Raw genomic sequence first — 13,247 nt, 5'->3', positions numbered from 1 at the left:
GGCGCCTCCTGGTGTCGAAGTGGGAACGGGGGTGGGGGTGGTCGTGCTCGGGTCGTCGCTCACTGGCTGAACGCGTCCTGACGCACACCGTCGCGTTCGCCGGTGAGCCGCTGGCTGGCGAACTGGAGGCCGGCCACGAGCATGAAGAGCATGATCCCGGGCAGCACCGTGGTGAGGGGGCTGAGGCTCAGGTAGGCCTGACCGTCCTTTATCATCCCGCCCCAGGAGGGGGTGGGCGCCTGGATGCCGAGGCCGAGGTACGACAGGGCGGCCTCGAGCAGGATGATCACGCCGATGTCGAACGGCACGAGCACGGCGAGCGAGGGGATCACGTTGGGCAGCAGGTGCTTGCGCATGATCCACGGCCGCGACGCCCCGTGCGTCTTCGGAGCCCACATGAACTCGCGTTCGCGGAGCTGCCAGGCGGTCGCGCGGGACACGCGGGCGTAGCCGACCCAGTTGGTGAGCCCGATGACGACGATCAGGGTGATCTCGCTCGGACCGATGGCCGAGACGATGGCGATCAGCAGCAGCATGATCGGGATCGCGAGCTGGATGTCGGCGAGGGCCGAGATCACGTTGTCGAGCCAGCCTCCGAAGTAGCCGGCGAACAGGCCGAGCAGCACGCCGATGACGATGTTGACGGCGACCGCGGGGATCGCGATGCTGAGGCTCGTGCGGCCGGCCAGGGCCAGACGGTCGAGCATGTCACGCCCGAGCTGGTCGGTGCCGAGCAGGTGGCCGGGGCTGCCGGGGAGCAGGAACCGCTTGGTGAGGTCCTGGGTCAGCGGGTCGTAGCCCGGCAGGAACGGGATGACGACGATCATCAGCACGACGATCAGGACGAGAGCGAGCGCCACGATCAGCGACGGCGAGAGGCCGAGCCGGCGCTTGCGTCGAGGGGTGTCGCCGAGCCGAGGGGCGGATTCCGGTGCGGGATCCGGGGCCAGCCCGGTCTCGTTGATGGCGATGTCGGTCACTGGAGCCTCACTCTCGGGTCGAGAACCGAATACAGCAGGTCGACCAGGAAATTGACGATGACGAAGAACAGCGCGATGACGAGGATCGCGGCCTGCACGAGGGTGTAGTCCCGACTGCTGATCGAGTTGATCAAAAGCTGCCCGACCCCCGGCCAGGCGAAGACGAGCTCGACCACGATGGTGCCGCCGAGGAGCGATCCGAGGTTGAGGCCGGCGACGGTGATGATCGGCAGCACGGCGTTCGGGAGCATGTGCCGCACGATCACCTTGGTGCGGGTCTGCCCCTTGGCGTAGGCGGTGCGGACGTAGTCCTGACGGAGCTGGTCGCCGAAGCCGCCGTCGAGGAGACGGATGTAGAGGGCGAGTTCGAGGGTGGCACTGGTGAAGGCCGGCAGGACGAGCGACTTGATGCTCTGGTTGCCGATCGACGGCAGCAGCTTCAACTGCACGGCGAACACCAGCACGAGCACCAGGCCGAGCCAGAACGACGGGATCGCCTGACGGGCGCTGGCGAACCAGAGGATCGCGTTGCGGAGACGCGAGCTGCCCGAGAGCTGGAGGAGGAGGACGACCACGAAGGCGAGGACCAGGCCGAGCACGAACGAGCTCAGCGCGAGTTCGAGGGTGTTGGGCAGCCGCTGCAGGACGAGCCCCATGGCGGGCAGGTTCTGGGCGAGGGAGTTACCCATGTTGCCCGTGACGACGCCGCCGAGGAACTTGCCGTACTGGACGATGAGCGGCTGGTCGAAGCCGAGGGTGTGGCTCAGCGCGGCGATGGCCTGCTGGCTGGCCTCGGGGCCGAGGAGGAGAGCCGCGGGGTTGCCGCTGAGACGCACCAGGAAGAACGTGACGGTCAGGACACCGAAGACGGTGACCACTCCCTGGATGAGGCGGCGGGTGATGAAGCGGGCCACGTGCATCCCCCTTTCTGCGATCGGGTCGGTTTCGGGACGTCATCAGTGAAGCGTGTCGACGTTTCCGATTCGGTCCCGGGCCGTTCCAGGTTGATTGCGCTCTCGTCACATTCGCGCAATGGTGGCTTGATCGGGGTTTTCGTCACGGGTGCCGACAAAACGACCACCGGTGGGATGCCCGGCTCACGCCCCGGGGACACCGCCGACTCATAGAGAAGGGCATCGGGTGTCGTCCGATGCCCTTCGTCGTTCCGTCTCAGTCCGCGGATCCCGGCGGCACCATGGCGGGCACGGCGGCGTCCTCGGCCCAGAGCGCGACCCGGTCGCCGCGGTAGTGCCCGTAGGCCAGCATCTTCGGGGCGCCGTCGCTGTCGTAGAGCAGCGTCTCGCGGACCAGGATCGCCGCCCCCTCGGCGACGCCCAGCACCTTCGCGGTGCGCTCGTCGCAGTTGACCGCCTCGACGGTCGCCTCGATGTGCGAGCGCGAGATCATCCGCAGGTAGTTGTAGCGGTCGTCCTCGGCGGCGTCGGGCTCGCGACTGACGTCGGCTCCGATCGGGTGATAGCCGACGATGATGCCGATCACCTCACCGCCGCGGGTCACGAGGTCCTCCTGCATCATCACCCGGTTCGACGGGAGGCGGAGGCGCCCCTGGATGTGCTCGTCGGCGAGGACCTCGGCCTTCTCGAGGTGCTCGATGCCGAGCGACATGCTCGCGTGCTGCTCGCGCGGCGCGGAGGACCACCCTTTGACCGGCAGGAGTTCGAGCAGGGGCAGCTCGGAGATGGTTCCGACCACGCTCGTGCCGAGGCGCTGACGACGCTGCACCAGGCCCTCGCTGTTGAGCTGCTGGAGGGCGCTGCGGATGCTGTTGCGGCTCATCATCATCGACATGATGAGCGACTGCTCCTCGACGTTCGACGAGGCCGGAAGCACCCCGCGGCGGATGCTCGCCCGCAGGAGCACGTGGGCGCGACGCGGCGACGACTGCAGCAGCGCGCGGATCCGGCCCTGGCTCCCCGCTCGAGCCCGGCCGATCGCTTCGGCAAGATCCATCTGCTCGTCCATGGCGGCTCCTTCGATCGTGGCGGCTCGTCCGGGCAGGGCCGCCCTGTTTCGGACTCTAGTTCCGCTTCTCGTCGGCCTCATGGCGCGCTCGTTACGGTTGTGTTACGTGGGATGCGCGGCCTCTGCCGCCCGGAGCGGCGAGCGCTCCTCGGACGGCCAGGACCCCCGCGCTAGGCTGAGCGGCGACCAGCGGCGGTGCCGTGAGTCATCCGGCGGGCCGACTCCTCGCCGACGCACGACCAAGGAGAGCTTTCCGCTGATGAGTGTTGCCTTCGCTCCGCCCGAGCATCCGACCTGCAGCATCGTGATCCTCGCCTGGCGGACGACCACCGAACTGATCGAGTGCCTCGAGTCGTTGACCCGCCTGGTCGACGCTCCGCCGTTCGAAGTCGTCCTCGTCCTCAACGGCGCGGACGCCGCCGTCCGCGAGATCGTGGCGGGCGAGGTCCGAGGCGCCACCATCGTCGACCTTCCCGCGAACGTCGGTTTCGGAGGCGGGTGCAACGCCGGTGCCGCGGCGGCCCGGGGCGAGCACCTCGTCTTCCTGAACGACGACACCGTGGTCGACGCCGATTGGCTCCGGGCGCTGCACTCGGCGGCGGTGGCGACCGAGGCCGTAGGGGCCGTCGCCAGCCTCCTCCTCAATCCGTCGGGAACCGTGCAAGAGAGCGGGAGCCGCGTTCTGGCGAGCGCCGACACGATCCAACTCGGCCACGGCCTGACTCTCGACGAGGCCGCCGAACAGGGGCTCCTCGAACGACGTCCGGTCGACTACGGCTCGGCCGCCGCGCTTCTGGTGCCGACTCCGGCGTTCCAGGCCGCCGCAGGGTTCGACCCCGCCTACGAACCCGCCTACTGCGAGGACGTCGACCTGCAGTTCCGGCTCAAAGCGGCGGGGCTCGCCGTGGTCGTAGAACCGAGCGCTCGAGTGACGCACCTGTCCGGAGCGTCGACGGCCGGCGACAACACGTTCCGTGTGTGGTCGTTCAGCCACTCCGTCGAGTTCTTCCGCGAGCGCTGGGCCGCCGCCCTCGCCTCCGCGCCCGAAGAGGATGCCCCTGTCGATGCCCTCTGCGATGTCGCAGTCGACGACGCGCGGGTCAGTTTCGGGCGGACGGCGCCCTCTCTCGACGAGATCCGCGATTCCGCGGAGACCACGGCCCGCTCGGTCGCCGCGGGCTTCACCCGGTGGGTCACCGGCCACTACGAATACGAAGCCGGCGAACACGCTCGGCTCGCGGCTCTCCTCCAGAAGACGGAGCAGCAGCGGACCACGCAGATCCGCGAGCTCTCCGGACACCTCGCTGCCCATGTCAACCGCGTGGCCGAGCTCGCCGATCGCGTCGACGCCCTCGAGACGGAGGCCGTCCATCTGCACAACGAGAACGATCTCCTCCACCATCGCCTCGACGACCTCGACTCCCGAGGTCCCCTCGGCATCGTCCGCTGGCAAGCGGGCCTCGTCGTGAACCGTCGTCGCTCCGGTCGGTCGTGAAAAGCGATGCGGTAGAGTCGTTCGACGTGCCGGAACCAATGAAGGACGACGCCGCGCGAGCCTTGGGGGAAGGATCACCCTCCGACGTCGCCTCGGCGCCATCAGACCGAAAGACGATCGAGCAGCTCGAACGTCGCGTGAGACTTCTCGTCCGTCGACTCCAGGGGGCTCAGAACGAAGCTCGCGACCTCCGACGCGCCGGGGTTCCGTCATCCGGCCCCCACACCGGTTCGGAGGGCGAGATCCACGCCCTGCGTGTGCGCATCGCCGAGCTCGAGAGCTCGACCTCGTGGCGGGTCACGCGGTACCTCCGCGACGCGAAAGAGGTCGGGATCCGGGCGGCGCCGACCGTGCGACGGCTCACGCGGCGCATCGGTTCGAGCACACCGCCCCCGCAGCCCCGCCCGGCCCCCGCCCCGCCTCACGCCGAGGCTCTGCCCGCCTTCCACTTCATCTCGCGCGAGATCGACGACCTCCTCCTCGACAGTCGCCTGACCACGGTCTTGGCCACCCTGGGCACCCCGCTCGTCGGCGCAAGCCAGACCGACCCCCTTCCGGCCGAGGCCCGCCTCCTGGCCGAACCGCCGACCGACCGGAGCTCCTGGTGGCTCGTGTTCGTCGGCTACCTGGGCTCCCTTCCCACCGACTCGCAACTCGACCTCGTCCTGGCCGACGCCGCGGCCGGCCAGACGGAACGGGCGATCGCACGCCTGCGCGCCTGGCGCGGTCAGCGCACGGGCCAGTGGCAGGTGGCGACTCCCCTCCGGATCATCGGCACGCCTGTCGTCGACGTCACGCACACGGCGTCCACTCCCCTGCACACGGGTGTCCAGCGGGTCGTCCGCAACGTCGTCCCGCTCTGGGGCTCCCGCGCCACCGTGCTCGTCCTCGACGAAGCGGCCCGCGCGTACCGCGTGCCCACTGCCGCCGAACTCGGCCGCGTCGTCGAATGGGACGACTCGGCGATGGGCAATCCCGTCGCACCGGCCGGCGCGGGCGAATTGCCGACCGAGGTCGTCGTCCCCTGGAACACCACCGTCATCGTCCCCGAGCTCAAACTGCCAGGCGACCTCGAAATCCTCCGGTGCGTCGGCCACTCGTCGACGAACACGCTGGCCGCGATCGTCTACGACACGATCCCCACGGCTGCATCGGAATTCGTGCCTCGTCAGACCACGGCAGACTTCGCCGTGTACACGTCGATGATCAAGCACTCCGGCCGGGTGTCCGCCATCTCCGAGAGCGCCGGCGCCGAGTTCCGCGGCCTCAACCTGGGTTTCGCCTCGCAGGGGTTCTCCGGTCCGGTCGTCGAAGCCCATCTGCTGCCCATCGTCCCGCCCCCCGCAGCCCCGCCCTCGACGGCCGCGACGATCGCACATCTGCGCAAGCGACCCGAACTGCCCCTGGTGTTGCAGGTGGGATCGATCGGACCCCACAAGAACCAACGGGCAACCCTGTCCGCCGCAGCCGCGATCTGGTCCGCGGGGATCGAGTTCGAAGTCGTCTTCGTCGCCCCGAACGCCTGGCACCAGGGCGACTTCGCCGAACTGGTGGAGCGGCAGTCCGAACTGGGCCGAGCCGTCTCCACTCTGAACAACGTGAGCGAAGCCGAGCTGTGGTCGTTGTACAGAGAGGCCCACGTCGTCGTCCTGCCGTCGTTCGTCGAAGGCTACGGCCTTCCGATCGCGGAAGCCCTGTCGGTGGGCACTCCCGTCATCACGAGCGGATTCGGCAGCATGGCCGAGGTCGCCCGCACAGGCGGTGCCCTGCTCATCGCTCCGGGCGACGTGTCGACCGTGACCGCGGCTCTCACGACGATGCTCACCGATGCCGACGAGTACGCCCGGTTGAAGTCCGAGGCCGACGGCACGCCGCTCTCGAGTTGGCAGGCCTATGCGGAGGCGACCTGGAACTGGCTGGCGAGAGGCGAGCATGTCTGACGAAACCCTGGAACAGCTCCGGCGCGAGCGTCGAAGGGCCCTCGCCGCCGAAGCCGCGCTGGCGGCGGCCCGCCGACAGAACGACGTGCTGCAGCTCAAGAACACCGAACTCGCCGGCATCATCGACGCCCTGCTCGTCAACTCGCGACCGACTCGCACCGTGCCCGCCCTTCCCGACGTTCCGGAGAGCGACGCATGACCGACCTCCTCAGTGCCGACGAACTCGGTTTCCTCGACCCGTCCAAGCTCAACTACTGGGTCGGATCCACGCCGCCCCTCCCCGGTTTCGTGTCGTCCCTCGACGTCCTCGACTCGAACACCGACTTCCGCGTCGATCCCGATCTCCACGGTTCGTTCGACGGCGTCTTCTTCGTCGAGCACGACCTCGGCCAGGTCAAGCAGTGGCGTCTCGTCCTCGACGAACTCCTGCACCTGACGAACGGCACCGGCACCCTCGTCATCCGCTACTACCCGTACCGGTACGTCAACAGCCACGAACTCCTCACAGCCATCGACGCCTGGACGGGCGGTCGGGCCGAGGTCCTCTTCTCCCGACGCTGGGCTGACGACCGATCCAAGGTGATCGGCCTGCGTCTGTCCGCCGAGCCCCGCCGGCGTTCCCTCGACTCCCTCACTTTCGGGCTCGTGGCCGACGGCCGGTTCCCCGAGCGCATCACCCGGTTCGTCGACAGCGTCATGCTCATGGACGGCATCGACGAGGTCGATTACGAGGTCCTCGTCTGCGGGCCGGCCGGTGCGGTCGACCACATCGACCAGAAACTCACTCGGACCCGACTCGTCGAGCAGTCCTCGCGCTTCGCCGACCTCGGCTGGATCACCAACAAGAAGAACCGACTCGTGGCGGCAGCGGCCGGCGACACCGTCGTCCTCGCGCACGACCGGTACTCGTTCACTCCCGGCTTCCTGACGAACCTCAAGGAGTTCGGCCCCGATTTCGACGTCCTCGTGCCGGCCCAGCGCACTGTCGAGGGATTCCGCTATCCGGCCCGCGTCGCCTCGACCGACCTCTGGAACATCGCCAGCGTCGGCGAACTCCAACCGGGCGACTACACACCGTCGATGTACGTCAACGGCGGCATCATGATCGCCAGCACCGAAGTCCTGCGCGCGACCCGGTTCAACGAGTTGCTCTTCTGGGCCGAGGCCGAGGACGTCGAGCTCACCCGGCGCCTCGCCAACGCCGGCGTCGTCGCCCGCTTCTCCGAGTCGGTCGTGGTCCTGACCGACCTGACCCGCAGCGATCAGGTCTCCGTCTTCCAGAGATTCCCCTACAGCCCGGAGTATCTCACCCCCGACCTGCTCGGCCCGAAGTACCTGGTGGGAACCACCCTGTCGTTCACCTCAGCCTCTCGAGCCGAATGGCTCGCCGACCACGGCGTCACGCTGCCTCAGGCGTGGCACGCGCAGCCCGACGGCCTCCACTGGTCCGCGACCCGCTCGCCCGAGATCTCCGTCCGTCCCCGGGTGCCCGAAGGCGTCGCCGACCGACGATGGTCGTTGACTCTCGGCGTCCGAGGCGGACGCCACGACGTCGCACTCACCGAAGCCTGGGTGAACGGACGCCGGGCGCCCCTCGTCGGAACCTCGTCGCGCGGTCAGGTCACCGATCTCACCTTCGCGATCCCCGACGACCTCGCCAACGACAGCGACACGTTCAACGTCCAACTGACCTCGGCGGACCCGGCCGGCTTCGTCCTGGCGACGCTTCGGCTCGACCTCGATCTCGAGCGCGCGTCGTTCCCGTTGGAGGTGAGCCTCAGCGAGACGTTCACGCAGCCGTCGGAGCTCGTCGGCTGGAGTCACGCCGAGGCATGGGGCCGCTGGTCGGTCGGCGAGCGCGCCTCGGTGGCGGTTCCGGCCCCGCCCATCGCGCCCGATCACGACGTCCTGGTGACCGCCGAGATCCAGCCGCACCTCCCGGCCGGCACCGGAGAACAGCGCGTCGTCGTGAACGCGGCCGGGGTGCCGCTCGAGATCTGGACCTTCACCGAAGCGCACCTCCAGAAGCGCACGCTCACCGTGCCTGCCTCCCTGGTGACCCGTGGCTGGCTCGAGATCGGCTTCGAGATCGCCTGGCCCTCGGCCCCGCTCGACGAGACCGGCTCGGGAGACCACCGCCGGCTCGGCATCGCGCTCCACTCGCTGACCGCTCGCGAAATCCGTCAGGCCCGTGCCTGACGGCGCCGAGGGCCTCGCGATGAAGCCGTCCGGACGCCGCGCCCTGCTGGTCGTCGAGCCCCGGTTCGCCCAGGAGCACGTCGGTGTCCGCCGGGTCATCGTCGACTACTGGGAGCGCTTGCTCGCCCGCGGCTTCGAGGTGGAGTTGGCCGTCGTCCACCAGGGCGTCCTCGCTCTCGTGGACGCGGAGGCCGCGGCTCGCACCCGCATCGACATCTCCCGACGAAGCAGCGGCATGACGAGCCCCGCGTGGAGCACTGCGACCGCGAGAGCCGGGCACGCGCATCCCACGCTCGCCCCCTCGCTCGCGGCGGAGCAGCCGCTCGACCTCTCGACGGCGCTGGTCGGCTGGGTCCGAGCGGCCGATTTCGATGTCTCCCTCCTCAGCAACCCGTGGCTGTGCGACCAGCTGATGCCTTCGGAGCGGTTCACGCACGGCGTCGTCTACGACCTGGTCCCCAACCTCCTGGCCGCGCAGGCGATGGACTTCGGCACGCCCAACTGGCCCGTCACGGGGTTCGCGCACTCGCACCATCGCGGCTACGAGTTCTTCCTCGACCACGTCGACACGATCCTCTGCATCAGCACGAGCACGCGCGACGACTTCCTGCGCTACTACGAGCCCGACGAGGGCACCGCGGTCGTCGTCGACGTGCCCTTCGACCTCGATCGCTTCCTGGCCGACTATCGAGACGTCGAGACGGTGGATGCACCCGGCGGCGTTGCGGGCGCGGCCCGGATCCTGCTGGTGAACGTCCTCGATCCGCGCAAGAACATCGAGCAGGTGACCCGTGCCCTTTCCGACCTGAGCCGCACCCGGCCGCTCTCGATCGAGATCGTCGGCAACAGCCGACTCTCGCCCGGTCACGCACCGGAGGACTACTTCGAGCGCCTCAGCGAAAACGGGGCGGCCGTCACGTGGTACCGAGGGGCGTCCGACGAGCTCCTGGTCGCTCTGTACCGGTCGTGCGACGTGCTGTTGTTCCCCTCCCTCTACGAAGGGCTCGGGCTGCCGATCCTCGAGGCGCAGTCCTTCGGGCTGCCCGCCATCTCGGGCTCCGGCTCGTCACTGGGCCAGATCAACTTCAATCCGAGCCTTTTCGTCGAACCCACCGACGCGAAAGACGTCGCCCGGGGCGTGACGGCCTTCCTCGACAAGACCGCCCCGATCGTCAGCGGGCCCGAGCTCGTCGCAGCCAATCGGGCCTTCTTGGAGGCGCACCACACGTTCGAGGCCTCGCTGCCCGACTAGTCCGCCGGGTGGTGGCTCAGTCGACCAGGTACTTGTCGCCGAGAGCGCCAGGGGTCTTCACGACCACGTTGGTTGCATCGGTGAGCGCCTCGAAATCGGTGGCCTCGCCCGGCTCAAGCACGATGATGTCGCCGGCGCCGAACTCGCCGCCGGCCATCCGCACGCGTCCGGACAGGATCAGCGTGACCTCGGTCGCGACCTTGTGCAGGTGCTTGGCCTCGTAATCGCCGGCCTTGTACGACTTCACCGCCACTTCGGCGCTCTCGGTCGAGAGGGCGGTCGGGGTGAAACCGCCGACGAACCAGCCGCCGGTCATGTCCTCGAGTCGTGAGTGCTTCATTCTCCGGCCGGCCTTTCGAGCGCGTTGCTGTAGCTGTCGACCTGGCGTTCGGTCTTCAGCGGGTGGTAGTTGCGTGCCGGGAACTCGTGGGTTCCGACCGGAAGCCCCTTGAGGATCAGGTCGTTGAGCGACGGGCAGATGTAGAAGAGCCCTTCGACCGAGTCGCGGTTGCGGATCTGGTTCTTGGCAGCGGTGACGAAGTCCGAGCCGTGACGGAACCAGTAGACGCCGGCCGTGGCGTGACGACTGATCGGCCGCTTCTCGGCGGCCTCCACGACCATGCCGGCCGCGTCGAGACGCACGTACGAATAGCGGGGATGCACGGACGGGAACGTCAGCGTGCCCGCCGCGTGCCCGGCCTGGCGGAACTCGTCGAGCACGGGGCCGAGGTCGAGGTCGACGAGCTCGTCGCCGTTGACGATCAGCAGTTCGTCGTCGGTGTCGATGTGGTCGATCGCCAGGAGGGCCGTGCAGGTGGCACCTCGGGTGTCGTTCTCGACCCGGATGATGGTGGCCTCTTCGTCGATCAGCTTGATGATGTCGTCGAGGTGGTACTTCGAGAGCTCGGTCGAGCGGAGCGCCACGTGGAGTTCCGGGTCACCCAACGACTTCATTCGCTGGAGCAGGCTCTCGATGAGAGGCTGCCCGGCGAATTCGGCCAGCCAGACCGGATAGTTGTCGGTCACGCCGGGCTCGCGGCGTCCGGCGGCGAGGATCAGGACCTTCATGCGTGGACTCCTTCGACCTCGGCGATGCGCCGGTGGATGTTCTCCAGGTTCACCTCGTGGGTGTCCGCCACCTCGAGGACATGGCAGCCGGCGGCCTTCGCGGCGGCGATCCCGTTCTGGTTGTCCTCCACGACGAGCACGTCGGTCGGGTCCAGGCCCAGACGACGGACCGCTTCGAGGTAGATGTCCGGGTGCGGCTTCGGATTCGCGACGTCGGTGGCGCCGAGGAGCACGTCGAGGTACTCGGACAGGGCCGTCTTCTCCATCATCAGCTCGACGCTCTCGCGGATCGAGTTGGAAGCGACGCCGATGAGGAGCCCTTCGCGCTTCAGGTGGGAGAGGGCGTACTGGTGCGCGAACGTGGGTCGGCAGCGAGTGTGGATCATCTCCAGCGTGTACGACTGCTTCATCTCGTTGATGAACTTGTGCAGGCCGGTCGGCAGGCCTCGCTCGGCGCTCAGGATCTCGAGCTTGCTCTTGGTCGGGAGGCCGTCGAACGTCTCGAGGTGCTCGGTACGGAGGATCGTGTACCCGAACAGGCCGAGGGCGAGGTTGAGGGCCTCGTAGTGCCACTCCTTCGCGTCGACGAGCACGCCGTCCATGTCGAAGACGACGGCTTTGATGGCGTGACTCACGAGACGACTCCCAACGCGGTGGCCGCGTCGAGCGGCAGATCGGTGCAGATCGAGAGGTTCGGCGCGTCGACGAGCGGCGCGAGGATCTCCCAGGTGGCCAGATGGTCTCGCCCGTGCAGCTCCGGCGAGACGACGCAGACGTGGGTCCCGTCGACGAGGAGGCGCTCGACGAGCTCGCGGTCGTACCAGGTGCCCTCGAAGGCGTCGAGCCAGACGCCCGTGGAGCGCTCGAGCCAGGCCGGCTCCCGCTCGACCTCGGACATGCGCGTGTAGACGGGCACCCCGGCCGCGAAATAGGCGAGCATGTCGGGCACCGCCATGTCGAAGACGAAAGCCTGATCGGCACCCGCCGCGTCGATGAGCCGGCGGACGACGTCGGCCTGCCCGTCGGCCTTGATGTTGAGAGCGAGAGGCAGCGAGGATGCACGGTCGAGGCCCAGGAAATCGCTCGCCGTCATCTCGGGCCCGGTGGGCATGTCGTGCGAGATGACGACCGTGCCTGCGAGGTCTCGAAGGTCGGTCTCGGTTCCGAACCCTCCGGCGAACGACCGCTCGAACGCCGCCAGGGTGTTCTTCTCCGAGGCGTCGAGCCAGTGGCCCCGGTGACTAAGAATCCGCACGGGTGACCTCGGCGAGCTTCTCGATCGGGTCGGAGACGGCGAGCCCCTCGAAGAGCTCGAGGTCGGCGGGGATGCCCAGTCCGTACATCCCGTCGGCTTCGGCCCCGACGTTCTCGATGCCGATGCGCTGCCCTTCGGCGATCAGGTCGTTATACGCGGGAGCCACGTAGAACTCGCCCTTGGAGCGTTCGTCGCGCTCGATCATCGCCTTGGCTGCGCGGACGAAGTCGGAGCCGCGGCGGAAGTTGTAGATGCCGACGGTGGCCTCGTTCGAGATGACCTGCTTCTCGACGACAGTGGTGACGAGGCCGTCGTCGGAGAGCCCGACGAACGACCACTTCGGGTCGTCGGCGGTCATCGTCATGATCAGCCCGTCGAGGTGGGCGGACTCCATCGTGTCGAGATAGGAGTCGATGTCGACCGAGACGAACTGGTCGCTGTTGGCGATCATCAGCTGGTCGTCGGTGTCGATGAGCTCTTCGGCGACGAGGACCGTGGCGGCCGCACCGGCGGTCAGGCCGTCGACTGTCAGCACCGCGGCACCGGGAGCCCACCGCTGCAGCTTCTCCTCGAGACCGTAGGCCGCGACGTGCTCGCTCTGGCAGATGAAGACGAACCGATGCTCGGCCGACGGAGCGAGGTTGTCGATCACGACTCGGATCATCTCGACCCCACGCACCTTGATGAGCGGTTTCGGATCCACGAAGCCCGCTGCTGCGAACCGACTGCCCGCTCCGGCCATGGGGATGACAATGTTCAACATCTCGGTGATCGTCTTTCGTCGCGCGGGGCGCGCTGCCGTTCGAGATCTTCCAACCTGCACCCCGTCGCCATCCAGAGTAACGGACGCGTACGCCGGGGCGCTGAGGGCGGGCGGGGCGCCTTCGCGGGCCGACGCCGCCCGTTCTTCCGTGCCGTCGCGACCCGGCCTGATTTCGGGACTTCGTACCAGTAAAGTGATGCCCCTCAGACACGTTCACCGTCCCGGTCGAGGAGATCATCATCGCGCAGGCATCCGCATCCCCCCGATCCGAGTCGGCGGCCCCGGCGGCGAGATCGCGGCCCCGGATCGGCT

General features: G+C 68.3%; 13 protein-coding genes. 5 read left to right on the top strand and 8 right to left on the bottom strand.

Annotated elements, in window-relative coordinates; genetic code table 11:
- Positions 1-59: 59 nt before the first annotated feature.
- From ABEA39_RS13260 to ABEA39_RS13250, 3 genes are all read right to left on the bottom strand, one after another.
- Complete coding sequence (locus ABEA39_RS13260) at positions 60-980, bottom strand: ABC transporter permease (RefSeq protein WP_345376382.1); 921 nt, start codon at positions 978-980, stop codon at positions 60-62.
- Complete coding sequence (locus tag ABEA39_RS13255) at positions 977-1,894, bottom strand: ABC transporter permease (RefSeq protein ID WP_345376381.1); 918 nt, start codon at positions 1,892-1,894, stop codon at positions 977-979. The genes ABEA39_RS13260 and ABEA39_RS13255 overlap by 4 nt, the downstream gene beginning before the upstream one ends.
- Before the next feature lie 256 nt (positions 1,895-2,150).
- Complete coding sequence (locus ABEA39_RS13250) at positions 2,151-2,963, bottom strand: GntR family transcriptional regulator (RefSeq protein WP_345376380.1); 813 nt, start codon at positions 2,961-2,963, stop codon at positions 2,151-2,153.
- Positions 2,964-3,222: 259 nt separating this feature from the next.
- Between ABEA39_RS13250 and ABEA39_RS13245 the strand changes: the two genes are divergently transcribed.
- The 5 genes from ABEA39_RS13245 (at position 3,223) to ABEA39_RS13225 (ending at position 9,849) form a co-directional block, all read left to right on the top strand.
- Positions 3,223-4,458 (top strand): glycosyltransferase family 2 protein, encoded by a 1,236-nt coding sequence (locus ABEA39_RS13245; RefSeq protein ID WP_345376379.1) that lies wholly within the window; start codon positions 3,223-3,225, stop codon positions 4,456-4,458.
- A 137-nt stretch (positions 4,459-4,595) separates the two neighbouring features.
- The gene (locus ABEA39_RS13240; protein ID WP_345376378.1) at positions 4,596-6,398 is read left to right on the top strand and encodes a glycosyltransferase; all 1,803 of its coding nucleotides are present in this window, start codon (positions 4,596-4,598) and stop codon (positions 6,396-6,398) included.
- Positions 6,391-6,597 carry a hypothetical protein gene (locus tag ABEA39_RS13235; protein ID WP_345376377.1) on the top strand — a complete coding sequence of 69 codons (207 nt, stop codon included), beginning with the start codon at positions 6,391-6,393 and terminating at the stop codon, positions 6,595-6,597. Before ABEA39_RS13240 ends, ABEA39_RS13235 begins: the two co-directional genes overlap by 8 nt.
- On the top strand, positions 6,594-8,597 hold the full coding sequence (locus tag ABEA39_RS13230; protein WP_345376376.1) for a hypothetical protein: 2,004 nt from the start codon (positions 6,594-6,596) through the stop codon (positions 8,595-8,597). The genes ABEA39_RS13235 and ABEA39_RS13230 overlap by 4 nt, the downstream gene beginning before the upstream one ends.
- Positions 8,590-9,849 (top strand): glycosyltransferase, encoded by a 1,260-nt coding sequence (locus ABEA39_RS13225; protein ID WP_345376375.1) that lies wholly within the window; start codon positions 8,590-8,592, stop codon positions 9,847-9,849. The genes ABEA39_RS13230 and ABEA39_RS13225 overlap by 8 nt, the downstream gene beginning before the upstream one ends.
- A 16-nt stretch (positions 9,850-9,865) precedes the next feature.
- Here ABEA39_RS13225 and ABEA39_RS13220 read toward each other — a convergent pair whose 3' ends face one another.
- The 5 genes from ABEA39_RS13220 to ABEA39_RS13200 are packed head-to-tail and all read right to left on the bottom strand — an operon-like array spanning position 9,866 to position 12,935.
- Complete coding sequence (locus tag ABEA39_RS13220) at positions 9,866-10,189, bottom strand: hypothetical protein (protein WP_345376374.1); 324 nt, start codon at positions 10,187-10,189, stop codon at positions 9,866-9,868.
- On the bottom strand, positions 10,186-10,917 hold the full coding sequence (locus tag ABEA39_RS13215) for a glycosyltransferase family 2 protein (RefSeq protein ID WP_345376373.1): 732 nt from the start codon (positions 10,915-10,917) through the stop codon (positions 10,186-10,188). The genes ABEA39_RS13220 and ABEA39_RS13215 overlap by 4 nt, the downstream gene beginning before the upstream one ends.
- On the bottom strand, positions 10,914-11,552 hold the full coding sequence (locus ABEA39_RS13210) for an HAD family hydrolase (RefSeq protein WP_345376372.1): 639 nt from the start codon (positions 11,550-11,552) through the stop codon (positions 10,914-10,916). The genes ABEA39_RS13215 and ABEA39_RS13210 overlap by 4 nt, the downstream gene beginning before the upstream one ends.
- Positions 11,549-12,172, bottom strand: coding sequence for a PI-PLC domain-containing protein (locus ABEA39_RS13205; RefSeq protein ID WP_345376371.1), 624 nt, complete (start codon positions 12,170-12,172; stop codon positions 11,549-11,551). The genes ABEA39_RS13210 and ABEA39_RS13205 overlap by 4 nt, the downstream gene beginning before the upstream one ends.
- Positions 12,159-12,935: a glycosyltransferase family 2 protein gene (locus tag ABEA39_RS13200; protein ID WP_345376370.1), complete on the bottom strand. Its 777-nt coding sequence runs from the start codon at positions 12,933-12,935 to the stop codon at positions 12,159-12,161. Before ABEA39_RS13200 ends, ABEA39_RS13205 begins: the two co-directional genes overlap by 14 nt.
- Between the last annotated feature and the right edge of the window lie 312 nt (positions 12,936-13,247).

Source organism: Frondihabitans cladoniiphilus (assembly GCF_039544345.1).
In the GTDB taxonomy this organism is placed as follows: domain Bacteria; phylum Actinomycetota; class Actinomycetes; order Actinomycetales; family Microbacteriaceae; genus Frondihabitans; species Frondihabitans cladoniiphilus.
This window is presented reverse-complemented; position numbering and strand designations above follow the sequence as displayed.